24 protein-coding genes are annotated in these 26073 nt (G+C 53.6%); 7 read left to right on the top strand and 17 right to left on the bottom strand.

From position 1 onward, the window contains the following. Positions 1-25: 25 nt before the first annotated feature. Genes dxs through MWU63_RS10300 form a run of 4 tightly spaced genes read right to left on the bottom strand, consistent with a single transcriptional unit; the run spans position 26 to position 4032 of the window. Entirely contained in the window at positions 26-1954 is a 1929-nt protein-coding gene (gene dxs / locus MWU63_RS10285) for a 1-deoxy-D-xylulose-5-phosphate synthase (RefSeq protein ID WP_247077793.1), read from the bottom strand. A gap of 37 nt (positions 1955-1991) precedes the next feature. After that, positions 1992-2858, bottom strand: a complete 867-nt coding sequence (locus MWU63_RS10290; protein WP_213887053.1) for a polyprenyl synthetase family protein — start codon at positions 2856-2858, stop codon at positions 1992-1994. Next, on the bottom strand, positions 2858-3100 hold the full coding sequence (locus tag MWU63_RS10295) for an exodeoxyribonuclease VII small subunit (protein ID WP_213887052.1): 243 nt from the start codon (positions 3098-3100) through the stop codon (positions 2858-2860). Before MWU63_RS10295 ends, MWU63_RS10290 begins: the two co-directional genes overlap by 1 nt. Then, positions 3097-4032 carry a histone deacetylase family protein gene (locus MWU63_RS10300; RefSeq protein WP_213887051.1) on the bottom strand — a complete coding sequence of 312 codons (936 nt, stop codon included), beginning with the start codon at positions 4030-4032 and terminating at the stop codon, positions 3097-3099. Before MWU63_RS10300 ends, MWU63_RS10295 begins: the two co-directional genes overlap by 4 nt. 60 nt (positions 4033-4092) lie before the next feature. Between MWU63_RS10300 and MWU63_RS10305 the strand changes: the two genes are divergently transcribed. After that, positions 4093-4695, top strand: a complete 603-nt coding sequence (locus MWU63_RS10305; RefSeq protein WP_213887050.1) for a hypothetical protein — start codon at positions 4093-4095, stop codon at positions 4693-4695. Here MWU63_RS10305 and MWU63_RS10310 read toward each other — a convergent pair. Both MWU63_RS10310 and MWU63_RS10315 read right to left on the bottom strand, forming a co-directional pair. After that, on the bottom strand, positions 4692-5396 hold the full coding sequence (locus MWU63_RS10310; protein WP_213887049.1) for a response regulator: 705 nt from the start codon (positions 5394-5396) through the stop codon (positions 4692-4694). The genes MWU63_RS10305 and MWU63_RS10310 overlap by 4 nt on opposite strands. Then, positions 5393-5905 carry a MarR family transcriptional regulator gene (locus MWU63_RS10315; protein ID WP_246531550.1) on the bottom strand — a complete coding sequence of 171 codons (513 nt, stop codon included), beginning with the start codon at positions 5903-5905 and terminating at the stop codon, positions 5393-5395. The genes MWU63_RS10310 and MWU63_RS10315 overlap by 4 nt, the downstream gene beginning before the upstream one ends. A 185-nt stretch (positions 5906-6090) precedes the next feature. Between MWU63_RS10315 and MWU63_RS10320 the strand changes: the two genes are divergently transcribed. Then, complete coding sequence (locus MWU63_RS10320) at positions 6091-6960, top strand: branched-chain amino acid aminotransferase (protein WP_247077795.1); 870 nt, start codon at positions 6091-6093, stop codon at positions 6958-6960. A gap of 203 nt (positions 6961-7163) precedes the next feature. Next, a complete protein-coding gene (locus tag MWU63_RS10325; protein ID WP_213887047.1) occupies positions 7164-7598 on the top strand; it encodes a hypothetical protein in 435 nt (144 codons plus the stop codon). Between the two features lies 1 nt (position 7599). Here MWU63_RS10325 and MWU63_RS10330 read toward each other — a convergent pair whose 3' ends face one another. From MWU63_RS10330 to MWU63_RS10355, 6 genes are all read right to left on the bottom strand, one after another. Continuing rightward, positions 7600-7800, bottom strand: coding sequence for a hypothetical protein (locus tag MWU63_RS10330; protein ID WP_213887046.1), 201 nt, complete (start codon positions 7798-7800; stop codon positions 7600-7602). Positions 7801-7858: 58 nt separating this feature from the next. Then, on the bottom strand, positions 7859-8782 hold the full coding sequence (locus tag MWU63_RS10335; RefSeq protein ID WP_213887045.1) for a DMT family transporter: 924 nt from the start codon (positions 8780-8782) through the stop codon (positions 7859-7861). Continuing rightward, positions 8779-9831, bottom strand: a complete 1053-nt coding sequence (gene queG / locus MWU63_RS10340; RefSeq protein WP_213887044.1) for a tRNA epoxyqueuosine(34) reductase QueG — start codon at positions 9829-9831, stop codon at positions 8779-8781. The genes MWU63_RS10335 and queG overlap by 4 nt, the downstream gene beginning before the upstream one ends. Next, on the bottom strand, positions 9828-10493 hold the full coding sequence (locus MWU63_RS10345) for a glutathione S-transferase family protein (RefSeq protein WP_213887737.1): 666 nt from the start codon (positions 10491-10493) through the stop codon (positions 9828-9830). The genes queG and MWU63_RS10345 overlap by 4 nt, the downstream gene beginning before the upstream one ends. Before the next feature lie 52 nt (positions 10494-10545). Further along, positions 10546-11178, bottom strand: a complete 633-nt coding sequence (gene mtgA / locus MWU63_RS10350; RefSeq protein ID WP_213887043.1) for a monofunctional biosynthetic peptidoglycan transglycosylase — start codon at positions 11176-11178, stop codon at positions 10546-10548. A gap of 229 nt (positions 11179-11407) precedes the next feature. After that, positions 11408-12028, bottom strand: a complete 621-nt coding sequence (locus MWU63_RS10355; RefSeq protein ID WP_246531583.1) for an arylesterase — start codon at positions 12026-12028, stop codon at positions 11408-11410. Between the two features lie 79 nt (positions 12029-12107). On the opposite strand from MWU63_RS10355, the gene MWU63_RS10360 reads away from it, so the two are divergent. The 3 genes from MWU63_RS10360 (at position 12108) to MWU63_RS10370 (ending at position 17055) form a co-directional block, all read left to right on the top strand. After that, positions 12108-12803, top strand: coding sequence for an ABC transporter ATP-binding protein (locus MWU63_RS10360; protein WP_247077797.1), 696 nt, complete (start codon positions 12108-12110; stop codon positions 12801-12803). Continuing rightward, positions 12800-15334, top strand: coding sequence for an FtsX-like permease family protein (locus MWU63_RS10365; RefSeq protein ID WP_247077799.1), 2535 nt, complete (start codon positions 12800-12802; stop codon positions 15332-15334). The genes MWU63_RS10360 and MWU63_RS10365 overlap by 4 nt, the downstream gene beginning before the upstream one ends. A 107-nt stretch (positions 15335-15441) precedes the next feature. Next, positions 15442-17055 (top strand): AMP-binding protein, encoded by a 1614-nt coding sequence (locus MWU63_RS10370; RefSeq protein WP_247077801.1) that lies wholly within the window; start codon positions 15442-15444, stop codon positions 17053-17055. On the opposite strand, the gene speB is transcribed toward MWU63_RS10370, so the two are convergent. Next, positions 17056-18000 (bottom strand): agmatinase, encoded by a 945-nt coding sequence (gene speB, locus MWU63_RS10375; RefSeq protein ID WP_213887039.1) that lies wholly within the window; start codon positions 17998-18000, stop codon positions 17056-17058. A 160-nt stretch (positions 18001-18160) separates the two neighbouring features. On the opposite strand from speB, the gene MWU63_RS10380 reads away from it, so the two are divergent. Continuing rightward, a complete protein-coding gene (locus MWU63_RS10380; RefSeq protein ID WP_213887038.1) occupies positions 18161-18622 on the top strand; it encodes a GNAT family N-acetyltransferase in 462 nt (153 codons plus the stop codon). A gap of 115 nt (positions 18623-18737) precedes the next feature. Here the strand turns inward: MWU63_RS10380 and MWU63_RS10385 are convergent, their stop codons facing one another. The 4 genes from MWU63_RS10385 to MWU63_RS10400 all read right to left on the bottom strand — a co-directional run bounded on the left by MWU63_RS10385 (position 18738) and on the right by MWU63_RS10400 (position 25992). Then, a complete protein-coding gene (locus MWU63_RS10385; protein ID WP_247077803.1) occupies positions 18738-19337 on the bottom strand; it encodes a nitroreductase family protein in 600 nt (199 codons plus the stop codon). Positions 19338-19593: 256 nt separating this feature from the next. Further along, positions 19594-24129 (bottom strand): glutamate synthase large subunit, encoded by a 4536-nt coding sequence (gene gltB / locus MWU63_RS10390; protein WP_213887036.1) that lies wholly within the window; start codon positions 24127-24129, stop codon positions 19594-19596. Next, positions 24126-24551: a GFA family protein gene (locus tag MWU63_RS10395; protein WP_213887035.1), complete on the bottom strand. Its 426-nt coding sequence runs from the start codon at positions 24549-24551 to the stop codon at positions 24126-24128. The genes gltB and MWU63_RS10395 overlap by 4 nt, the downstream gene beginning before the upstream one ends. A 7-nt stretch (positions 24552-24558) precedes the next feature. Then, complete coding sequence (locus MWU63_RS10400; RefSeq protein WP_247077805.1) at positions 24559-25992, bottom strand: NAD(P)-dependent oxidoreductase; 1434 nt, start codon at positions 25990-25992, stop codon at positions 24559-24561. Positions 25993-26073: the final 81 nt, after the last annotated feature.

The following is a 26073-nucleotide window of genomic DNA, read 5'->3' on the forward strand; positions in this document are numbered from 1 at the left end:
ATCCCCGCCGGAGGCATGAAAACTCTTAAGCCCGCATTTCTCCGATACGCGCGACGCCAAGAACTTCGAGCACTTTCGCCTCTATATCTGCCGCCGACAATCCCGCAACACGGTACATATCTTCGGGACTCGCCTGATCAATGAAAATATCCGGCAACACCATCGAGCGGAACTTCAACCCTTCGTCAAAAACCCCCTCATCGGAAAGAAGCTGTGCGACATGGCTACCAAAGCCACCAACAGCGCCCTCTTCGATCGTTAGCAGGGCCTCATGTTCAGCGGCGAGGTTCAGGATCATCTCTTTATCCAGAGGTTTGGCAAACCGCGCATCCGCAATTGTCGGATTGATCCCCTTCGCGCTCAACGCTTCAGCGGCCTTCTGAACCTCTGACAATCGCGTGCCAAATGACAGAATTGCAACCCGCGCACCTTTTGCAATCAATTGGCCTTTGCCAATCTCCAAGGGCTGGCCACGTTCGGGCAGTTCAACCCCAACGCCTTCGCCTCGTGGAAATCGAAAGGCGGACGGGCCTTCATCATAGGCCGCAGCAGTCGCCACCATATGCACAAGCTCAGCCTCATCAGCTGCCGCCATGACAATGAACCCGGGAAGGTTTGCAAGATAGGCGATGTCGTATGCCCCGGCATGGGTGGCCCCATCGGCCCCGACCAGCCCCGCCCGATCAATCGCAAACCGAACTGGCAAACGCTGGATTGCCACATCATGCACAACCTGATCGTAACCGCGTTGTAGAAAAGTTGAATATATCGCGCAGAATGGCTTCATTCCACCGGCTGCCAAAGCTGCGGAGAATGTAACGCCATGCTGTTCGGCGATACCAACATCAAAGCACCGGCTTGGGTAGCGTTCCGCAAACAAATTCAGCCCGGTCCCATCCGGCATCGCAGCGGTGACGGCGCAAATCTTACTGTCTTCTGCGGCCTCAGCTAAAAGAGCATCGGCGAAAACTTTTGTGTAACTTGGCGCGTTTGAGGGTGCTTTCTTCTGCTCCCCGGTCAGCACATCAAATTTTGCCGTGGCATGACCCTTGTCGCGTGCGCGTTCAGCAGGGCCGTACCCCTTGCCCTTCTTAGTGATCACGTGAATCAACATCGGCCCGGTCGCGCGCTCTTTCACGGTGCGCAGCAATGGTAAAAGCTGATCAAGATCATGCCCGTCGATAGGGCCAACATAGGAAAACCCAAGTTCTTCGAACAAAGTGCCGCCAACTGTCATGCTTTTCAGCATTTCCTTGGCCCGGCGTGCGCCTTCCTGAAAAGGTTCGGGCAGCAGGCTTACTGCACCCTTGGCTGCCGCCTTAAACTCCTGAAACGGGGCACCTGCATATAGGCTGGAAAGGTAAGATGACATCGCCCCGACAGGTGGTGCAATAGACATTTCATTGTCGTTCAAAACGACAATCAGACGCTTTTTCAAATGGCCTGCGTTGTTCATTGCCTCATAGGCCATACCGGCTGACATGGCGCCATCACCAATCACGGCGATGCAATCACCGATCCCGTGCTCTGTTACACCACCCAGATCACGCGCGACGGCAAACCCCAATGCCGCCGAAATCGAGGTCGATGAATGCGCGGCGCCAAAGGGGTCATAAGGGCTTTCGCTGCGTTTGGTAAAACCACTAAGCCCATCTTTCATGCGCAGGGTACGGATACGATCACGCCGACCGGTCAGAATTTTATGTGGATAACACTGGTGGCTCACGTCCCAGATCAACCGGTCTTTTGGCGTGTCAAACACAGCGTGCAACGCTACCGTAAGCTCAACCACCCCAAGCCCGGCACCCAGATGCCCGCCTGTAACTGAAACTGCGCTTACCGTTTCTGTGCGCAATTCATCTGCTAAGAGCTTCAATTCTGCGTCTGACAAACCCTTCATATCTGCTGGCAGGTGAACCTGATCCAGCAGAGGGGTGTTAGGTTTATCACTCATATCATCGCTCATCGCGCATTGCCCTTTCGGGGCTTAACTAACTCTCGCGGGCAATAACGAAACGCGCCGCTTCCCGCAAGTTATTCGCCGCGTCACCAAATGGATCAAGTGCTGCTTCTGCCTGTGCGACCAACTCTTTGGCCCGTGTTCTTGCGCCGTCGAGCCCCAAATGCGAAACAAAGGTGGCTTTGCCTGCATCCGCGTCTTTTTGCAGGCGCTTGCCTGTCTTAGCTGCATCACCTTCTACGTCCAAGATGTCATCAGCAATTTGAAAGGCAAGGCCGAGTGCGCGCGCATAATGCCGCATTGGTTCGGGGTCTTTGGCTGCGATCAATGCGCCAGCCTCTGCCGACCAGCGGATCAAAGCGCCTGTCTTGTTACGCTGCAATTCTGTAATCTCGGAAAGCGAAAGCGGCTGTTTCGCTGTTTCGGCTGCAATGTCCTGTGCCTGCCCCAACACCATGCCACGCGCACCTGCTGCATGGGCTAGCGTCATGATAAGCGACAATCGTCTGTCTGCTGGTCCAATTTCGGCATAGGTCAAAAGCTCAAACGCCAAGGTCTGTAACGCGTCCCCAGCCAATACGGCGGTCGCCTCGTCCCACTTGACATGCACCGTAGGCGAACCCCGGCGCAAATCATCGTCATCCATGCAGGGTAAATCATCATGGACCAGCGAATAGGTATGCAGCGCCTCTACAGCCGCAGCCGGATAGACAGACTGTTCCGGAGAGATGCCGTGTATCCGTGCGCTCTCCAGCACCAGAAATCCACGTAACCCCTTTCCGCCCCGCACCGCATATAGCATTGCGGCATTCACAGAATGCCCGTGCAATCCCCGAAGTGTGGCTGACAAGACACTTTGAACAAGCGCATTGTCTTCTTTCAATTGCGTTTCAAACATCAGAGCCCTTCGACCGGTGTCGTTCCTGTCGGCTCTCCACCTTCGCCAAGCGTGATCGCTGCAACTTTTTCCTCAGCTTCTTTCAACTTTGCTTCGCAGCGTTTCTTTAACGCAGCACCGCGTTCATAAAGCGTTATGGATTGATCAAGAGGCACATCGCCACGTTCAAGCTGGCCAACAACTGCTTCCAACGCGCTCATCGCTTCTTCAAAGCTCATTTCTTCGACTAGCTTGTCGCTCATCCTGCCCGCTCCATCAAAACACCTACATGCGCAGCAACAGATGCTGCCAGCGCGTCCAGATCATAACCGCCTTCCAGAGTAGAGACCACCCGCCCCTGACAAACAGCGTCTGCAACATCGCAAATTCGCTCTGTCACCCATCGAAAATCATCTCTTTCCCAGTTCAGGTTCGCAAGTGGGTCGCGCCTGTGCGCATCAAACCCGGCAGAGATAAGAATCAACTCTGGTGCAAACTCTTCTACCGCTGGAAGAACAACGTTGTCATAAGCCGCGCGCATCGCCGCAGAGCCGCTGTTCGGCGCCAGGGGAACGTTCAGCACATTCCCAAATGCACCTCGCTCGCTCTCATATCCTGAACCGGGATAGAGCGGCATCTGATGTGTTGACGCGAACATTGCGCGCCGTTCATTCCACAGCAAATCCTGCGTTCCATTGCCATGATGCACATCAAAATCAATGATCGCAACGCGCGCCAATTTGTGGTGGTCCAGCGCATGTTTCGCAGCAATAGAGACGTTTCCGAACAGGCAAAACCCCATCGCAGTCTCAGTTTCTGCATGGTGTCCAGGTGGGCGACACGCAACGAAAGCATTTTGTGCCGCTCCCGAAACAACAGAGTCCACCGCATCAACATTTGCCCCGACACCGCGATATGCTGCGTTTAGTGACCCGGGTGACATCGAGGTGTCGCCGTCCAGCGATACCCAACCTGCCGTTGGTACAGCATCGGTTATTCTGTCTATGTGGTGCTGAGGATGGCACCGCAAAACATCTGCTTCCTGACCGAGTGGTGCCTCTCTTCGTATCAGCGAGCTAAACTTTGGATCCTTCAATGCAGCCTTTATATATTCTAACCTTGCGACCTGTTCGGGGTGACCCGTAGGGTTTACATGCGCGTCGCAGTCGGGATGTGTATAGAGGAGTGTTGTCATGAAACCGAGCTAAGGCAATACTCGGACTCAGGCAAGACCCAACACAGGCGGAGGTTTACAATGCGCATTTTTGCGATCCTGGCGGTGCTTTTACCAGCGGTTGCCGCAGCGCAGACTCCAGAGATTAATGCGGATGAAATCATTCACGAGATTTCAGCCGATCTGGACGCGGATGGCCGCACAGACAAGGCTCTTTTGCTTAGCGACATAGACGGCTTTGCGTCTTTGGTAATTTTATCTAACAGTGAATTAGAAACCCCGGAAATCACCTATGCACCTCAAATTGCCTGGCGCGGGTTGGCCGCCGGAACGATTCCAGAATTGAAGTTGAATGAACGCGGATCGCTGCAAGTTCATTCAATGAACGAAAGTATCGGCCGTCACCGCTGGCACCGCATTGCCACCATCGCCTTTCGCAAGAATGATTTCATCCTCGCGGGCTTCACCTACAATTGGTACGACACGCTTGAACTAAGCGAGTATGGTACTTGCGATGTGAATTTCCTGACGGGAAATGGTGTACTTCAGCGCGGCGAGAACGCCGAGACATCTGCATTCACAGTTTTTGCCGGGGCAATCCCTATCGAAGATTTTGACGACACAATCCCCGAACCTTGTCTGCCCGAAGATCACCTATTGCCGCTTCCAAACGCGACGGATTAGTCCGGCGCCAACATATAGCCGGCACCACGCACGGTTTGCAGATAGCGTGGTTGTTTCGGGTCGGTTTCTATCTTGCGGCGCAATCGGGTAATCTGCACATCAACAGCGCGTTCCTGCGCCTGACCGTCGTCGCGACCAAGTTCTTCCACCAAATCCGCGCGGCTGACCGGCTCTCCCGGACAGGCCGAGAATATCTTCATCAGCTGGCTTTCGGTCGCTGTCAGACGCACGAGCTTGTCACCCTGCCACATTTCACCCCGTTCGATGTCATAGCGAACCGGGCCAAGATGCAGCACTTTCAACCCCGCTTCGTTCAGCTGCGCCTGTGGCACCCGGCGTAGGATTGCGTTGATCCGCAGCAGCAGCTCTTTCGGTTCAAACGGCTTTGACAGGTAGTCATCAGCGCCCGCCTCAAAGCCGACAATCCGGTCTTCGGTCTCGCCTTTGGCCGTCAGCAACAGGATCGGGGTTGTCACTGTTTCACGCAGGCTGCGCGTCAAGCTGATCCCGTCTTCTCCCGGCATCATGACATCAAGGACAATCAGGTCGAACTCTAGGCCACTCAAAATTCTGCGTGCATGTTCTGCATTTCGCGCGGCAGTTACCCAGAACCCATGCCGGATCAGAAATTTCTGCAACAAACCCCGAATACGTTCATCATCGTCAACTATCAGCAAATGCGCTTCGTTCGGACCGTTCATGATGAACTCTCTTTCAGTGTATTGAACTTTCTGTTCAACTCCGGATCCATCATCGCCTCTAGCACCTGACGAAAGCCCTGTACTGCCTCGGGCCCTGCGGCACGATAAGCTGCACGCATTCTTTCGCGCTGTGCATCTGACAGTTCTCGCTCCAGAGCTTCGCCTTTCTCGGTAAGAAACAAATGCCGCTCCCTTTTGTCTTGGGTGCCTACGCGGCTTTCAACAAGTCCATCTTCGATTAATGTGCGCAAAACGCGGTTAAGTGACTGTTTAGTGACGCCAAGAATCGCCAATAGGTTGTTTACGGTTGTGCCAGGTGCGCGGTTCACGAAATGCACAGCACGGTGATGCGCCCGCCCGTAAGAATAGTTTGACAAAATCCGATCAGGATCCGCGGTAAACCCACGGTAGGCAAAGAACATCGCCTCGATACCTTTTCGAAGCTGTTCGTCCGTTAAAAACAACAGCCCTTCACCACCCAACGATCCTTTCATTGCACCATCCACCATACGCTTCCCCCGTTTTACAGACCATCTTTGCACACTTAATTTTATGTCAGCCTTGTTGACTTTCCAAGAATCAATTCGTAATAACCGTCAGTTTTTACGCAACATTATGTCCGATCCGGACTTAGTTTGCGCAACTTTTGCAAACCTGACCGGTATTTCCGGCAGTTTATAGAAGGACAGAGCCTATGGCCGGAGCATATGACGACCGCGACGGAAAAATCTGGATGGATGGCAAGCTGATCGAGTGGCGTGATGCAAATGTGCATATTCTAACCCATGCAATGCACTATGCGTCGTCCGTGTTTGAGGGTGAGCGCGCCTATAACGGAAAGATTTTCCTGAGCCGCAAGCATTCAGAACGACTGATCCGCTCTGGCCAGTTGATTGATTTCCAAGTTCCTTATTCCGTCGATGAAATCGAAAAAGCGAAAGAAGAGGTTCTTGCCGCCTCTGGCCTGCAGGACGCCTATGTTCGTGCTGTCGCCTGGCGCGGCGCGGGTGAAGACATGGGTGTCGCCTCTGCGCGCAACCCCGTTCGCATGGCAATTGCTGCATGGGAATGGGGTGCCTACTACGGTGACGCCAAGATGAAAGGGGCCAAGCTCGATATTTCCAAATGGAAACGGCCAAGCCCTGAAACGATCCCGTCTTCTGCAAAGGCTGCTGGTCTTTACATGATCTGCACCATGTCCAAACACGCGGCCGAGGCGAAAGGCTGCTCGGACGCGATGATGTTTGACTATCGCGGCTATGTTGCCGAGGCGACCGGCGCAAATATCTTCTTCGTCAAAGATGGTGAAGTGCACACACCAGACCCTGATTGCTTCCTCAACGGCCTGACCCGCCAGACCGTGATTGGTATGTTGAAAGACCGCCAGATCAAGGTTCATGAACGCCACATCATGCCCGAAGAGCTTGAGGGTTTCGAACAATGCTGGCTAACCGGCACAGCCGCCGAAGTTACGCCTGTAGGACAAATTGGTGACTATAACTTCGAAGTCGGCGCGCTAACGCGCGACATCGCAGAAGGTTATGAAAAGCTGGTTCGTTCATAAACTGAAAAGAAATCTCGCGCCAAGGCCTGCATCCGCTATTTGACGGGCCTTGGCACGTTTCTTTGACGTATCAGGTGCATTCGCAATAAAAATCACGAATCACTTCCTACGCACACAAATTGTACCAGAGTCACGGCGCCTCTTTTACCTTTCGTAAACAAATTATTTATACAGTCCTCCCTATTAATTGGGGGACGCCGCTTATGCGAAAGAAACGCGGTAACAATATTCTTTATATTGCCACGATAATAACTGCCCTTGCAGCGCCGGCCAGCCTGTCATCACTTTACTTTCTGATTACCCGGGACCCCACGGTTCGCCCACTTGCGCTGACACGCGAAGGTGAAATGCAGGCAGGGCGCAGCGGCGAGGCGAACGAACTTATTACTGCGCATATTCATTGGGGAACCACCAAGGTTCAGAACATCAGCGTGCAAGGTCTTTCACAAGACATTCTGAACGCTTTCTATGGCCATGGGGTCAAGGCCCGCGTTCTGATTCACGAAACGCCGGGAAGCAATCAGGTTGCAGTCACATACACTGTGGGCGCAAGCATGATCGGCCCGTTTTCAGCCTATCGTGCGGCCGAGGGCATTTCTGCCGCGATTGCGGCCTACCGGCTAACCTCTGATAATTAAATTACTCTTTTTGGCCGCGCTCAATGCGTGCATACGCCTGCACACGTGCACTTTCGGAACTCTTTTCACGTTTGCGCTGCTGAAGTGTTTTTGTTGCAGGGTGTGGACCCTTCACACCTTTCTTCCGCTCTTCTTCAGTGAAACGAGGAAGAGCAGCCCCATCTTCGCCGGAGCTTGCGTGGTCTAAAACATGTCGGCCCATTTTTGCCTCCTTACGTGTTATGGAATCATCCTAGCACGATTGTACAACGACCCCAAATTCAGCCTTGCGGAGTAGTGGATTTTCGCTGTTGCGCCCTTTCAAGCCCCAGCTTGTGTTCGCGCAAGATGATGATAACTCCTGCAGTAACTATAAGCGCGGCACCCGCCAGCATGCTATGCGTTGGAACTTCATCAAAGATGAAATAGCCAATCGCGAGTGCAAAAATCATTGAGACATAGTCAAACGGTGCAACAACTGATGCATCGGCAAACCGATAGGCAGAAGTCAGGAAAATCTGTCCCACTCCTCCCAATAGTCCGGCAGTAATCAGAAGCGTAGCCTCTTGCCCAGTTGGCACGACCCAGCCAAAGGGAATTGTGAGCAGTGAAAGAACCGTCGACGTTATGGAAAAGTAAAATACAATTGCAGAGGTTTGCTCGCTCTGAACAAGTTTTCGCACGTATATCTGTGCCAGAGCAGCGCAAACTGCACCCATCAATACAAGCAACGCGCCCGCGGCAGCGCCTGCATCGCCTGCTGGATCATTCAGCAACGTCAGCCTTGGACCCAATATGATCAGCACACCCACGAGGCCTAAAGCGACCGCTGACAGACGAAAGGCGCGCACCTCTTCGCCCAGAAACATCGCCGCAAACACAACCGTCAGCAAAGGGGCGGCGTAGGCCAGAGCCGTTACCTCTGGCAATGGTAAAAGGGCAAGCCCGGCAAAACCACTACCCATTGCGATGGTTCCGGCAAATCCACGCCAGAAATGACCAAGCGGACTTTTCACGCGCAGCCCCGTTCGCAGATCACGCCGCACTGCCAACCAAATGATAATGATTGGCAATGCGCAGAACGACCGAAAAAAAACCACTTCACCCGCAGGCACACGACCCGAAGCCGCCTTTATCAGTGACGACATGGTGATGAACAGCAACACCGCACAGATTTTCAGAAGGATGCCTTTGATCGGGTTCATCGCTGACTTCCTGTATTGTCCAACTGTGCAACCGCCCAGCGCGCCGCATCTGAAACCGTCGGATCAGGATCATCCAACATGTCCATCGCTGATTGCTGCAATCTCCGGTCGTTGGAATTGCCGATTGCATAGAGCACATTTCGAACAAATCTGTTCCGTCCGATCCGCTTGATCGGTGAGCCTGAAAACAACGCCCTGAATGCCGCGTCGTCCAGCTTGACAAGTTCTTCCAGCTTTGCTGACACCAGTTCAGGTCGCGCGGCGTAGCGTGTTTCTGTCGCCTTTTGCGCAAACTTGTTCCACGGGCAAATCGCGAGGCAATCATCACAGCCATAGATCCGATTGCCCATAAGTGGGCGTAGTTCTTCATCCACCGGGCCATGATGTTCGATTGTAAGATAAGAAATGCAGCGCCGCGCATCCAATTGATTTGGCGCCGGGAAGGCCCCTGTCGGGCAAATATCAAGACAGGCACGGCATGAACCGCAGTTTTCCTGTTCTCTTTCATCGGTTGGCAGCTCTACTGTCGTGAAAATTGCCCCCAAAAAAAACCAACTGCCCAAGTCACGCGACAGCAGGTTTGTGTGCTTTCCTTGCCAGCCTAAACCCGCCGCCTCTGCCAAAGGCTTTTCCATCACAGGTGCCGTATCAACAAACACCTTGATCGCTGCATCCGGTGTTTGTTCCAAAAGCCAGCGCCCTACCCGCTTTAGCCGCTTTTTGACAATGTCGTGGTAGTCCCGGTTTTGTGCGTAAACAGAAATCGCGGCCCGATCTGGCTGGTCAAGAATGTCCAGTGGGTCATGCGCTGGCGTATAAGGTTCTGCCAGCATGATCACGGAACGTGCCTCGGGCCAAAGCGCGGCGGGATTTCCGCGCCAATGCATCCGTTCGGCCATCCATCCCATCTGCCCGTGTCGGCCCGACGCCACAAAGGTTTCCAGCCGTGACGCTATTTCAGGCACATCCCCCGGCCTGCAAATCCCAATTTTCGCAAACCCTTCTTCAAGGGCTGTCCGGGTAAGCGCTGCTTTCAGCGCAACGTTCAAAAATCCAGATCCGCATAATGGGGCGGCGGCAGAAAGCCCGGAATCTGATCTGCGAGCACTGACCTGAACGCTGGCCGCGATTTGATTTTGGCGTACCAGTCCTTCACAACGTCACTGCGATTCCAATCAACATCGCTGATATAATCAAGCGCAGAAAGATGCGCGGCGGCTGCAAAATCAGCAAGTGTCATTTCGTTGCCAGCAAGCCAGCGCCGCTGATCCAGCAACCAGGCCATGTAGTCGAGGTGATACTTGATTGCTTTTGCACCGGCTTTGACATTTTTGCTATCCGGGTACCCCTCTCCGGTGACCTTCTTGTTCACCCTTTCGTAAAGCAGTTTCGAGGTTACCTCGCTATGAAACTTGTCATCAAACCACGAAACAAGTCGGCGGGTTTCGAATCTTTCGGTTGCTGATTTGGGCAACAAAGGTGGTGTTGGGTGTTTCTCTTCGATGTATTCACAGATGGGCGTGCTTTCGCTCATCATCAAACCGTCCATTTTCAGGACAGGCACTTTCCCAGCCGGGTTGCGGCGCAAGAAATCTGCATCTTGTTCCCAATACCGTTCCTCAACCAGATCGACCTCGATCTTCTTCTCGGCAAGAACCAGACGGACCTTGCGACAGAAAGGCGATAACGGAACATGGTACAATCGATTCATCTTCAAATCACTCATTTGGTTTCACTCTAATTGCCGTTAACCGTCAAACAATTCAACCATCGAAACATGCTGACCGCCCATCTGCGCGGATGGTTGCGGCCCCGTCCATAATTGCTGCGGCACGCCGTCGGGTTGAAGACGACGGATTTGAGGCAGACCTTGTCTTCGGACTTGGCAGAACTGCGGCAAGCCGTGCGGCCTGCACCGTTGTCAGATCTTTTGCACCAACCCGGAAATAGTGCTGCGCCGCTGCCTCGACACCAAACACCCCTTCACCGAATTCAGCAATGTTCAGATATACCTCAAGAATCCGCTGCTTTGACCAGACCGCTTCGACCATTGGGGTTAGCATCGCTTCCATCGCTTTTCTGAGCCAGCTGCGCCCGTGCCAAAGATACGCATTTTTGACAGTCTGCTGCGAAATCGTTGATGCGCCCCGACGGCTGCCCTCTGCCAGTGCGGCGCGGATCGCTCGCATATCAAAACCCCAGTGTTGGCAGAAATTGGCGTCTTCCGCCGCTACAACAGACCTGACAACATGTGAAGGAATATCCTCGTAAGAGACCCATTCCTGTTTCACACTGTCCAGCCTGCGCCCCTCGGACCACATGAAATACGTCGTGGGCGGGTTCACGAGTGCATATAGAACAACCATTAGGAAAGCGATTCCAACCATTGCCAGCATAGCCCGAGACCCCCACTTCAATATCAAGCGGTACGAGCGAAACCATTTTCGTTTCGCCGCCTTTTTTTGCCCCGACGGCGTCTTTCTTGCGGGTTTGGTTTTTGCTCTCTTTGCCACGCCCCACCTTAGCCACGCTAATCAGCTTGGGGTCAAGACCGAGAATGTCGCAATTCACAGACTACTTTGAATTTTGTCGATTTGACTTGAGTCAGCGCTGCATTTCATGCGTTTAGTTCATTGATGCTGACTTCTCTTTTGTCCGATCCACAAGCTGTAAAACTGCAGGTCCCAGTGCCTCCACGATAAGCGATACACCCTCAGCATTTGGGTGGATCGCATCGGCTTGCATATAAATTTGGCGCGTCGCGTCCGGATCGTCCAAAACGCGCAAACCCGCTAAGAAATCTTCCTGCAACACCGCGTCGTATTTTTCTGCGAGCTCCGGATAGATCGCATCAAAGGATTTCTGATAATCTGGTCCATAATTCCCCGGTGCCTTCAGGCCGACTAACATCGCGGGTAAATCGCGCGCCGTAATCTGGGCTAGAATCTCGTCAAGATTACTTTTGGTCAATGCAGGATCCAGACCGCGCAGCAGATCGTTGGCACCAAGCGCAACAATCACCGCATCAACGTCATCCGTCAGCGTCCAGCCGATACGCGCCAGACCACCCGCCGTTGTATCGCCTGACACGCCGGCATTCAACACCTCAACATCCGCACCATTCTGACGAAGCCAGATTTCAAGCTGTGGGACAAAGCCTTGTTCCTGCTTCAACCCGTAGCCTTGTGTTAGGCTATCTCCCAGTGCTGCTATGGTTATCGGCTCGGCAAATCCTGCTGTTGGCAGAATCAATAGCAGTCCAAGGTTGCGGGCGGCACTTCGCAGCCCATATACCAGAGAGGCCCAAAGCAAGAGGACACCAGAAATGACCGAGACAATCCTGTCCTTGGCCGATGTGTATCTGTCTTTAGACAGTAACGCCGGGCGGGTCGATATTCTGAACGGTATTACACTTGATGTTGCGCGGGGCGACTCGATCGGGCTTATCGGACCATCGGGTTCGGGCAAATCTTCGCTCCTCATGATTATGGGCGGTCTGGAACGCGCCACAAGTGGTAAGGTTAACGTGTTTGGCCACGACTTCACAGCACTGGGTGAAGATGCGCTTGCCCGCTTTCGTCGACAACATATGGGGGTTGTTTTTCAATCCTTCCACCTCATTGCAACAATGACAGCCCTTGAAAACGTTGCAACACCCTTGGAACTAGCTGGAAAAAAGGATGCCTTTCAACTAGCGGAGGCAGAATTAGCTGCCGTTGGTCTGGCTGATCGTGCCGGGCATTACCCTTCACAAATGTCCGGTGGCGAACAGCAGCGCGTTGCGCTTGCGCGCGCGGCCGCCTCGCACCCTGACATACTGTTAGCGGACGAGCCGACTGGCAATCTTGACGAAACAACCGGCAACACAATCATGGACCTTTTGTTTGACCTGCGGAAACGTCACGGAACCACGTTGATTCTTGTGACCCATTCACGCTCTCTTGCTGCCAGATGTAACCGGGTTGTTCGTTTGCGTGACGGCGTCATCGACACCTCTGATACAGCGAAGGCCGCAGAATGAGCCTTTCTGTGGCAGCGCGTATCGCCCGGCGTGAACTACGCGGCGGGATCAAAGGGTTTCGGGTTTTTCTGGCCTGCCTTGCGCTTGGCGTTGGGGCAATTGCCGCGATCGGAACAGTGCGCGATAGTATAGAGGCGGGCCTGGAACGCGAGGGTGCGGCGATGCTGGGCGGCGATGTATCACTTGAATTCACTTACCGGTTTGCAAACCCTGCGGAACGTGACTGGATGCAAAGCGCTGCCGAGGACGTCTCAGAGATCGTTGATTTCCGCTCTATGGCTGTGGTTGAACGAAATGGAACAACCGAACGCGGGCTGACGCAGGTCAAGGGTGTTGACGATCTTTATCCGATTTACGGCGCAGTGGAACTGTCGCCCGAAATGCCGCTTGAACAGGCCTTCGCCGGGAAGAATGGCATCCCTGGCGCCGTCATGGACCCGGTTCTGATGGACCGCCTTACCGTTCGTCCTGGCGACGTGTTTCGCCTTGGACTGCAGGACTATATTCTGATGGCAGAGCTTACGCGCGAACCTGACAGTACCACGGCAGGTTTCACGCTTGGACCGCGCACATTGGTTCTGGCAGAGTCCCTGTCTCAATCTGGGCTTTTACAACCGGGTACGTTGTTTGAATCGGAATATCGACTCAGGCTTGATCCCGAAACCAACCTTACGACGCTGAACACGGAAGCGGCCCGTGCGCTTGAAGGGTCAGGGTTTCGGTGGCACGACAGACGTAATGGAGCCCCGGGGATCAGCCGTTTTGTTGAACGTCTCTCAGCCTTTCTGGTGCTTGTCGGCCTGTCCGGTCTGGCGGTCGGGGGTGTTGGTGTTTCCGCCGCCGTTCGGGCGTATCTTGATCAGAAAACAGCCGTGATCGCCACGCTAAAGACGCTGGGAGCAGAAAGCCGAACGGTCTTTCAGGTGTACTTCATTCAGATTGGTGTACTGACACTGCTGGGTGTTCTGATTGGCCTTGCGATTGGGGTCATCGCCCCGCTGGTTTTTGCTCCGATCATTTCCGCACGCCTGCCAATCCCAACCGCCTTTGGCGTATACCCAATGCCTTTAGTAGAGGCCGCACTTTATGGGTTTTTGACAGCCGCGCTCTTCACACTCTGGCCATTGGCACGGGTTGAAAAGCTGCGCGCTGCAGCCCTGTTTCGCGAAGCATCAGGCCGGTTGACGGGCTGGCCTCGTCCGCTCTGGCTTTTTGTAACGGCCGGGTTCTTTGCCCTGCTCGTTGGATCAGCGGTTGCGTTTTCGGGCCAGTTCAAGCTGACCCTGTGGGCGTTAGGTGGCATTCTTGCGGCCTTTGTGGCGCTCGTCATAATGGCTGCCCTGACGCGACAAATTGCACGAAGGCTGGCGCGTATGCGGGCGCTTCGTGGACGCACGACTCTTCGAATGGCGCTTGGTGCTGTTGGTGGGCCCGGAGGGGAGACAACTTCTGTCGTGCTGTCGCTGGGGCTTGGACTGTCGGTGCTCGCTGCTGTCGGGCAGATCGACTGGAACCTGCGCAGTGCCATCGCCCGCGATTTACCAGATGTTGCGCCTTCCTATTTCGTTGTCGATATTCAGAACGACCAGCTTGCCGAACTCCGTCATGGCTTGCTCGAGAACCCCGCTGTCTCGAACTTTGAAAGCGCACCAATGCTGCGCGGCGTCATTACAGAGATTAATGGGCTGCCAGCACGCGAGGTTGGGGGCGATCACTGGGTTTTAAACGGAGACCGTGGTTTAACTTATTCTGCAGAACCACCCGAAAAGGCAACTGTTACCGCAGGTGAATGGTGGCCAGCGGATTACAACGGCACGCCCCAAATCAGCTTTGCGGCGGAAGAGGCTGACGAACTTGGTCTGAGGCTTGGTGATACACTGACCATCAACGTCTTGGGCCGCGATATCACTGCGGACATTACCAGTCTCCGGGAAGTTGACTTTTCCACCGCTGGGATTGGCTTTGTTTTGTCGATGAACCCGGCTGCATTACAAGGCGCTCCGCATACACATATTGCAACAATCTATGCTGATCAGGCGTCAGAGGGCGTAATTTTGCGCGACCTCGCAAACACTTATCCGAATGTTACTGCCATTCGGGTACGGGACGCGGTTCAACGGGTCAGCGACGTTTTAGAGGGCATCGCGGCTGCAGTTACTTATGGCGCGCTCGCCACGCTGATCACTGGGGGCATAGTTCTGATTGGAGCCGCGACTGCGGGCGAACGTGCACGGACTTACGAGGCTGCGATCCTCAAGACTTTGGGGGCTTCACGCCGGTCCATTCTTGCAAATTTCGCACTTCGCTCGGCGCTTCTTGGGTTCGCTGCGGGCGGCGTTGCGGTTGGTGCCGGGGCACTTGCCGGGTGGGGTGTCACGCGCTTTGTGATGGAAACAGATTACAGCTTTGAACCAGTCTCTGCTCTAGCAGTTATTCTTGGCGGAATTCTGGCGACCCTTGTGGCCGGGCTTATCTTCTCGTGGCGACCACTTGCCGCGCGGCCTGCGCAGGTTCTTCGGGCTCAGGAATGATCTTGTCTAACGTGCAAAATGAATTGATCTTGAGGGTGAACACCAAATAAATTCACTGTAAGATATCGCTCAGGGGTGAAAACTCCGCACCCTGTCAGAAGAAAATCATGACCCAAAAAACCGATGAAACGATTGGCCGCTATTTCCGGGAAATGGTTAAACGACACGGTGATAATCCGTTTTTAGCGGTGCCTCGTGATCCGGAGCGCGCCTACCACTCTGGTGGGTACGAGGTGACTTACACACAGGCAGGGCGGCATGTAGAAGCCTATGTAACCGGTTTACGCATGGCGGGCTACGGCCACGGGCACAGGGTCGCCGTACTTCTGGAAAACCGACCGGAAATGTTGTTGCTGAAACTGGCGCTTAATACGCTTGGTATTTCATGGGTGCCAATCAATCCGGATTACCGCGCCTCTGAAACCGCATATCTTTTGCAAGATTCCAATGCGGATCTTATCGTGACGGCACCGGAGCTTGCTGGCCAGATAAAAGAAGCGATCACAGAAAGTGGCAGAGAAATTGAGATAAGCCTGCTTGGTCAGGGTTTTACCAAGGCGCCCCGCCCAGCACCTTATGAGTCAGAACCTCACCCCCAGACCGAAGCCAGTTTGATCTACACTTCAGGAACCACCGGTCGACCCAAAGGTTGCATTATGGGTCATGAGTACGAGTTGATGATGGGTCACGAGTACGCAAACTGTGGCGGTAGAATTGCGTTTGAACCCGGAACAGAGCGTGTTTACTGCCCGCTCCCGTTGTTTCATGTGAATGCCGCAATCCTGTTGTTCTTCGCGGTGATGTCCACCGGCAGTTGCCAGATTATTCCGGAAAGGTTTCGTCGAACCGCCTGGTGGCGTGAAATAACCAAAATGCACGCCACCGTTGCCCATTATCTTGGCATTATTATTCCCGTTCTGATGAATGAACCAGAAGGCGAATGGGACAAGACCCATTCAGTAAAATGGGCGGTTGGTGCCGGGGTGGAACCCACCCTGCATGGCGCGTTTGAAGACCGCTTTGGGTTCCCGCTGATAGAGGTTTGGGGAATGACAGAAATGTGCCGCATTCTCGCCAATTGCCATGAGCCACGTCAGATAGATACCCGCGCCATCGGGCGACCGAGACCGGGGTTGGACGTGAAAGTCGTTGACAGCAATGATGCTGAAGTTCCAAGAGGCCAGCCCGGCGAAATGGTGTTGCGCCACTCCAAAGAAACGCCGCGGCGTGGCGCGTTCTCTGGCTACTTAAACCACCCCGATGCAACCGAAGACGCATGGCGTGGCGGTTGGTTTCATACCGGTGACACGGTCACACAGGACGAGAGCGGCATGGTCTACTTCGTTGACCGGCAGAAAAACATAATCCGCCGCTCTGGTGAAAACATCGCCGCCGCCGAAGTTGAAGCCTGCCTCCAGGATCACGCGAATGTCGCGCAAGTTGCCGTGATTGCGGTCGAAGATGATCTGCGTGACGAAGAAGTCATGGCCTGCATCGTTCTGAACGACCGCGCCAAATCCGAAAAACAGGCCCGACATATCTTTGACTACGCCTTTGAACGGCTTACCTACTACAAATCACCCGGTTGGATCGTGTTTGTCGATGAACTGCCTGTGACAGGGACCCAAAAAATTCAAAAACACAAAATATTTGGCGATGGGCAGGACCCGACAAAATTTGAAACCGCCTTTGATTTTCGCACGCTGAAAAAACGCGGATGACTAGCGCAGCATGATGCGCCCGATTGCATTCAACAGAACCTGCGCTGCGAGTATCGCTGTCGTCCCGGTGTGGTCATAATCGGGCGCAACTTCGACCAGATCAATGCCGACGATACGACCACGTTTGGTTAACCCGTCGATGAACTCCAGCATTTCATAGTAAAGGAACCCGCCATGGCTGGGTGTGCCCGTACCCGGCGCGATAGAGGGGTCAAACCCGTCGATATCAATTGTCAGGTAGTAGTCGACACCTTCGGGCACACGTGCAAGCGTGGCCTCGACACCCATCTTGCGAAACTGGCGCACAGACAAAATGTCTGATCCCATCTTACGGGCGTCTTCGTATCCTTCTTTCGCTGTTGATGACACGTTGCGAATACCGACCTGCGACAACCCTGTCACATAATCCTTTTCCGCAGCACGGCGCATGGGGTTACCGTGCCCAAACCGCACGCCGTGACGTTCATCGACAAAATCAAGATGCGCATCAATCTGAACAATGTGGATCGGCCCATGATTGGAAAAGGCGTTCACACATGGAATGTTAATCGAATGATCACCGCCCATCACAACAGGCAGTGCGCCCGCCGCCAGAATTTTACGCACACCGTATTCGATATTCGCGTGACTTTTTTCTGTATTGGTATGGATGATATCTGCATCGCCCAGATCCACCATGCGCACACCATCAAGGTATGTCTCATCATCCTCAAAGTCATAGGCACCCGCATGACCAAAGGAAAACAGGGTCGATGCCTCGCGGATTGCGCGTGGGCCAAACCGCGCGCCGGGTCGCCACTGTGTCCCGAAATCATACGGTGCACCTAGAATTGCGATGTCAGCGTCAATCGCATCCCAATCCGGCTGATACGGGCTTTTCCCAAAAGTTGAGATGCCAACAAAGGGCAGGTTCAAACGACCGCTTTCATATCCGTGGCTCATCAACGTCTCCCGTTTGGTAAGGTTTCACTCTGCGAGCTTAGCGGCATTATCGAAAAACACGCAATCGTCAAAAGAAGCTACCAACCAGATCGGCGTCTAACGAGAATACATTGAAATACGTATAGGCATCGCGTAACCCGTTTTTTTGAAAGGCAGATATGAAATGCTAAGCTTTAAAATCGTTCGCGCTGCTGAACATGACGCAATCTATCAACTCATGGAAAGCGCTTTCACCACATATGTTCAAAAATTACGAAACAGCGCGACAGCCGGACCCTACCCTTGGCTCAAAGAGGCCATCGCGAATGAGACGGTATTTGTTGGCATTCAAAAAAACGAAATTGTCGCTGCTGTTACGGCAACCCGCAAAGATGACCTGCTCTCGATCAACCAAATTGCGGTACGTCCGGAGCGGCAAGGTAAAGGCATCGGAAAATGGATGCTGAAAGAAATCGAAACCTTGGCAAGGAACGAAGGCGCAACCCGACTAACACTTCACACCGGGGAAATTATGCTGGACCTGTTGCGCCTCTACAAACATTTCGGATTCCGAGAAACCCACAAAGCGCTGCCTGATCACGGCGAAGATGCGCATCTTCGCGTGCATATGGAAAAGTTGCTTTGAAGGGTATCATTTTTTTACTACCCGTTTTTTCAGTTTGCCCCTTGAACGTGCCGCATCAAGCGTTCGCGAAAAACCGTTTTAAAATGTAGAAGGTTCTGATCAAAAAGAGCTATGATCACGCCTCTCCTTTTAGGAACGATCCGGCAAACGCTATTTCATCCAAAGAAAACCGTTGGCTGGGTTGCTCACGTTCTTGCAATTCAATCGGCAAGTTTGACCGGTCCGCGCGGGTTCCAACCGCTACGGCAATTTCGACTTTGTATTGTTTGGGTGCTGAGAGCGCCTTTCTGACCGCTTCAAAATTAATTCCTGCCATAGCGTGCGCCTGATAACCCAGCAAAGTTGTCTGGAGCGCGAGCTGTGCCCAAGCAGCACCCGCATCAAAACTGTTTGTCCGGGAAACTTTTGCCACGCGGTCCCCGTCTCCGGGCATAACAGTATCAGACAAAACAAATACCAAAGCAGAGGCATGTTGGGCCCAACTCCTGTTGAAGTCGTCAAGCAAGCTCAGAAAACGCTGCCAGTGTGCATCGCCTCGGTGTGCGTAAACAAATCGCCAAGGTTGTACATTGAACGCAGACGGCGCCCATCGCGCGGCTTCTAGTATCGTTAATAAATCGTGTTCAGGCATCGGGGTTGCGTCATACGCTCTTGGTGACCACCGCTCCAGAAAGATCGTGTTTACGGGATTTTCTGATATGCGTTCCATTTTCATTTCATTCTCCTTCGTATGTGCTACAGCTTTGCGCCGCATTTCAAGTGTCTTCTTGCAAAGTATCTTTATATCAAGTTATTAGATGTCGAGGTAATTAGCCTGTTTTAAAAATAAATCAAGATCAAATTTGCATTGTCAGGAAAAAATTTGGCACCTGCAGGCTTGATTTCGGTGCCAATCTGCAAGCTCACAAAAAACTCCCGGCAATAAATTCATTGCCGGGAGTTATGTCTCACTAACCTTAAACGAGCTTAGTTCACGCGCGTGCGGCACCCACTTCGACACCTAGTGGGGCTGGCAGATGCACTAGCATCTCCTTCGGGCAAACCTGCAGGAAATTGTCACGCTCCAGATCCCAGTGTTGCAGAATGTCTTCGGCCTTTCGGCTACCTGTTTCTTCGTAGTGGCGTTCTATCAAGCCTTTCAGTTCTGCCTCCCAATGGGCAACTGTCACGGGACACGTCACAAGCGTTTCCACGTTCATCAGCGCATCGACGCTTCCATCAGGATCATAAAGATAGGCCATCCCGCCGGTCATGCCCGCACCAAAGTTAGCGCCAATTGACCCGAGGATCACAGCAACCCCGCCTGTCATGTATTCGCAGCCGTTTGATCCGCAGCCTTCGATCACAACTTTTGCGCCAGAGTTCCGCACAGCAAACCGTTCACCCGCACGACCTGCGGCAAACAGATACCCGTCTGTTGCACCATAAAGCACCGTGTTGCCGATGATCGTGTTCTCCGATGCAACCAATGGTGACGCCATCGGTGGACGGACGACAATCATACCACCTGAAAGCCCCTTGCCAACGTAGTCGTTGGCGTCGCCCGACACTTCGATCTTAAGGCCCGGAGCTGCAAATGCGCCCAGTGCCTGACCTGCAGAACCGGTTAATTTGACTGTAAGGTGGTCGGGTTGCAAACTGTTACGCATCCCGAACTTCGAAACGATATGGCTGCTGACACGCGTTCCAACGGAACGCAGCGTGTTTTGCACCGCATAGGATAGTTGCATCTTTTCGCCGTCGTTCAGGAACCGCGCCGCGTCTTTCACGATTTCGGAATCGAGCGTGTCCGGCACCTCGTTGCGAGGCTTGTCCCGGTCATAGGTGATCTGATCCGCCCCATCGACGGTAATTAGCAACGGGTTCAGGTCAAGATCATCAAGGTGGGCAGAGCCACGTGAAACCTGCGTTAGCAAATCCGCCCGACCGATCACATCATCGATAGACCGTGCACCAATGCTCGCCAATAGCTCCCGAACCTCGGTTGCGTAGAAGGTGATCAGGTTCACAACTTTATCGGCACTGCCGGTAAATTTTGCCCGCAGGTTTTCGTCTTGGGTGCAAACCCCAACGGGGCAGGTGTTGCTTTGACACTGGCGCACCATAATACAGCCCATCGCAATCAGCGCGGCGGTGCCGATACCGTATTCTTCGGCCCCAAGCATTGCTGCCATTACAATGTCGCGTCCTGTGCGAAGCCCACCATCGGTACGCAATGTCACCCGCTCGCGCAGGTTGTTCATGCTGAGCACCTGATGCGCCTCGGTCAGACCCATTTCCCATGGTAGGCCTGCATATTTAATAGATGTCGCTGGTGACGCCCCTGTACCACCATTGTGGCCGGAGATCAGGATGATATCGGCCTTCGCCTTAGCCACCCCGGCCGCAATGGTACCTACGCCCGAAGACGCCACCAGTTTTACCGTCACTTTGCAGCGCGGATTAATTTGCTTCAGATCATAAATGAGCTGAGCAAGATCTTCGATTGAATAGATGTCATGATGCGGCGGAGGGGAGATCAGCGTCACCCCCTTGGTCGAATGCCGCAACCGCGCTATCAGGTCAGTCACCTTCATGCCGGGCAACTGACCGCCTTCGCCGGGTTTAGCGCCCTGTGCGACCTTGATTTCCAACTCTTCGCATTGGTTCAGATATTCCGCCGTCACACCAAACCTGCCCGATGCGACCTGTTTAATTTTCGCGGACGGGTTGTCACCATTTGGTTCCGGCACAAAATGCGCCGGGTCTTCACCACCCTCACCGCTATCTGACTTGGCTCCGATCCGGTTCATTGCCACGTTCAGTGTCTTATGTGCCTCTGGGCTCAGGGCGCCCAGCGACATGCCCGGTGTCACAAACCGTTTGCGGATCGAGGTGATGCTTTCCACCTCTTCAATCGGCACAGGTTTGCCCAAAGGTTTAATATCCAGAAGGTCACGCAGGTGAATTGGCGGGTTGCTCCGCATCCTGGCAGAATACTGCTTCCACATCTCGTAAGACGCGCGCGTACAGGCCGCCTGCAGCATATGCATTGACTGCGCTTCCCACGCGTGTGTTTCGCCGGAATGACGCGCCTTGTAAAAGCCACCAATCGGCAGAACATCACTGCCCCCAAGCCAACCAAGCTGATGCACATCTGTCAGTTTTTTCTGGATCCCGCTGACACCAATGCCTGAAATTCGGCTAATCATGCCCGGGAAATACTCGGCACACATTGCGCGCGACAGACCGACTGCCTCAAAATTAAGACCGCCACGATAGCTGGAAATCACCGAAATCCCCATCTTTGCCATGATCTTTAGAAGCCCCTGATCAATCGCGGCGCGGTAGCGTGCCACAGCTTCTGTCAGGGTTCCTTCCAAAAGGCCGCGCTCTATACGGTCAGCCAGCGAATCCTCGGCCAGATAAGCGTTTACCGTTGTCGCACCACAACCAATCAGAACCGCGAAATAATGCGCGTCAATACATTCGGCTGAGCGCACATTGATGGACGTAAACGTGCGCAAACCTTTGCGTGTCAGCCAGCTATGCACAGCACTTGTTGCCAGGATCATTGGCATGGCAACGCGGTCTTCACTCTGATGCTGATCTGTCAGCACGATGTGCCCGGCACCCGAACGTACGGCATCTTCAGCCTCTGCGCGTATGTTTTCCAGCGCTCGCCGCAAAGCGTCGGAATCCTGCCCGGCCGGGAAGGTGCAATCAATTTCGGTCATTGCAGCGTTGAATTCGCCCTTCATGAGCTCGAACTGCGCGTTCCCAACAAATGGGCTTTCCAAAACCAAAATTTCCGTCTGACTGCTGTCTTCGTCCAGCACGTTCTTGAGGTTGCCAAACCTTGTCTTAAGGCTCATCACCCGGAATTCGCGCAAACTGTCAATCGGCGGGTTCGTGACCTGACTAAAGTTCTGGCGAAAGAAGTGGCTCAAAGGGCGATACTTCTTGCTCAGAACAGCCGAGGGTGTGTCATCCCCCATGCTCGCCAGCGCTTCTTTGCCATCCTCAGCCATTGGTGCCAGAATTTGTTCCAGCTCTTCAATGCTGTAGCCCGCTGCAATCTGGCGTTTACGCAACTCTGGACCACTGAAAACCGATGTTTCGGTGATCTGAGAGAGCGTTTCTTCCATATCGACGATCTTGCCAACCCATTCACCAAACGGCTGGTTCGAGGCAAGCTTGTCCTTCAGTTCTTTGTCGCGATACAGGCGTCCTTCGGCCATATCGACAGCGATCATTTGTCCAGGTCCCAGCGCGCCTTTGTGTACAACGGTCGCTTCGTCAATCGGCACCATTCCGGCCTCAGATCCGGCAATCAGCAGCCCATCACCCGTTACGACGTATCGCATTGGCCGCAGGCCATTCCGGTCAAGCCCGGCGCATACCCAGCGCCCGTCTGTCATGGCAAGAGCAGCTGGGCCATCCCAGGGCTCCATCACAGAGTTGCAATAGGAATACATATCGCGCCATGGCTGCGGTAACTCCACCGCCTGCTTGGACCAGCTTTCCGGGATCAGCATTGTTTTTGCCATTGGCGCAGATCGTCCAGCGCGCACCAAAACCTCGAATACACCGTCAAGTGCTGCAGAATCCGATGCCCCTTGCGCAACGATTGGCTTGATATCTTCTGCACGATCACCAAAAGACGCACTCGCCATCCTTATTTCATGGCTTTTCATCCAATTCATATTGCCCTTCAGCGTGTTGATCTCGCCGTTGTGTGCAAGCATCCGGAACGGTTGAGCCAACCACCACTGCGGGAAGGTATTTGTCGAATAACGCTGGTGATAGATTGCAAAGGCGGATTTGAACCTTGGATCCATAAGATCAGGGTAAAAAACCGCAACCTGCTCTGCCAGCATCATACCTTTGTAAATGATCGACCGGCAGCTTAGAGATGCTATGTATAGGCCAGAGACCTGAGCAGCGATTGCCGCCTTTTCAATCCGGCGGCGAATTACGTAGAGTTCACGTTCGTAGGTGTCTTCGTCGACACCCTTTGAATTGGAAATCAGGATTTGTTCAATTTCTGGTCGGGTCGCGTTTGCTTTTTCACCAAGGCAGGTCACATCGACCGGAACGTGCCGCCAGCCGTAGATAGAATAGCCCAAACGCAAAACTTCGGTCTCAACAATTGTGCGGCATTTTTCCTGTGCGCCAAAATCTGTGCGCGGCAAAAAAACCTGCCCGACAGCAACCAGTTCTTCCTGACGCGGCTCGTGCCCCGTGCGTTTGATCTGGTCATAGAAAAACGGAACCGGAATTTGAACATGGATGCCAGCGCCGTCGCCGGTTTTTCCGTCAGCGTCGACAGCACCCCGGTGCCAGATTGCACGAAGGGCGGCAATACCTGCGTCAACCACACCGCGACTGGGTTTACCGTCAACAGAAACCACCAGACCTACACCGCAGGATGAATGCTCCTCGGTTGGGTTATAGAGCCCGTTTTCCGCTAGATAGGCTCTTTTCTCTTCTTCGGCAGCGACCCAGCTTGCATCATATTTGGTCATTCTTTGGCTCCTTCCGGGAAGGAGGCGAACATTGCCTCTACTTCCGCCTTGGTTTTCAGTTCGTGTTCCCCGGCAAAGGAATAGCCAGCCGGTTTTACGTCGATGTAAATCTCTTTCGTCAGCTCCAAGCCACCAGCGTCATCAACCAAACCAGCTGCGATGGAATAGTGGTCGTGTCCAGGTAGCGTCAGACGGTACCAAAGCGTTGAGCCGCAGGTGTCACACCACGCACGTTCTGCCCAATCAGAAGAAGCAAAAGATTTGACCGGCCCCTCATACGTCAGGCTTCCAGGTTTGGCATCAATCTCAACAAACGCCGATCCGGTCCAACGCCGGCACATTTCACAGTGACAGGCGTGTAACTCTGGTTGTTTGGGCTCAAAGGAAAGGCGAACCGCACCACAAAGACAATGACCCTGCATATCGACCCTATTCCGCCGCTACTTGCGCTGGCTGTGCCAGAAAATTCAAAATACTGTCTGCGGCTTCGCATCCATCGCGAATTGCCCAGACGACAAGACTCGCGCCACGTACGATATCGCCCACTGCGTAGACACCGGGCAGCTCCGTTGAGTGAGTGCGAAAATCAGCCCGGATGGTACCCCAACGGGTAACCGTCAGCGCCTCTTCGTTCCAGAGTTTAGGCAGGTCTTCTGGTTCAAACCCCAGTGCCTTGATCACAAGATCAGCTTTCTCGATATAATCTTCACCCTCGATCAACTCGGGGCTTTGCCGTCCGGTTGCATCGGGCGCGCCAAGGCGCATTTTCTGTATCATCACGCCGTCCACCGGATCGCCAGTGAATCCTTTGGGTGCTGATAGCCAGACGAATTCAACGCCTTCTTCTTCTGCATTCTTAACTTCGCGTTGTGATCCCGGCATATTCGCGCGGTCGCGACGGTACAGACATTTAACACTGGTCGCGCCTTGGCGAACTGCGGTGCGTACGCAATCCATCGCAGTGTCTCCGCCACCGATAACAACAACCCGCTTACCGGCTGCATTCAACTCGCCGCTTTCAAATTCTGGGACATCATCGCCAAAACTGACTTTGTTGCTTGCCGTCAAGTAATCGATCGCATTTACGAGGCCTTCAGCACCGCTCCCCGGGGCTTGCAAATCTCTTGTTTTATAGACGCCTGTCGCGATCAGAACCGCGTCATGTTTGCCCCGGATCGCGTCGAATGAGATGTCTTCGCCAACTGTGGTATTCAGTACAAATTCAACGCCCGCTTGTTCCAGTTGCTCAATGCGTTGCATGACAACGGGTTTTTCCAGTTTGAAGCTTGGGATTCCATAGGTCAGCAGCCCGCCTGCGCGATCATAGCGGTCATAAACCGTGACCTGCACACCTTGGCGGCGCAGATGATCCGCCGCAGCAAGACCACCGGGACCCGCGCCGATGATACCAACGCTTTGATCGTATTCCTGCGCGGGAACGATCGGCTTTACCCAACCCTTTTCCCACGCCGTATCTGTAATATATTTTTCAACGGCACCAATCGTTACAGTCCCGTGGCCGGATTGCTCAATAACGCAATTTCCCTCACAAAGCCGGTCTTGTGGGCAGATGCGACCACAGATTTCCGGGAAGGTATTCGTTGCCTGGCTAATTTCATACGCTTCCTGCAACCGGCCTTCGGCGGTCAACCGCAGCCAATCGGGTATATTGTTGTGTAGCGGACAATGACTTTGGCAATAAGGCACACCGCACTGGCTGCACCGGCTTGCTTGTTCCTGTGCTTTTGCATCTGCAAATTCTGCGTAAATCTCGTGAAAATCTTTGTTCCTGAGACCAGCGTCACGTTTAGCAGGCATATCCCGCTCCACATCGACAAATTTAAGCATCTGATTTTTGGTCATCACAATCCCCGCGAAACGCTGACTCGGCCCTTTTAGCGGCTGAGTAAAATAAATAAAAGTCATTATTACTGACCTATATAA

It is taken from the genome of Pseudohalocynthiibacter sp. F2068 (assembly GCF_023015645.1).
Lineage (GTDB): Bacteria > Pseudomonadota > Alphaproteobacteria > Rhodobacterales > Rhodobacteraceae > Pseudohalocynthiibacter > Pseudohalocynthiibacter aestuariivivens.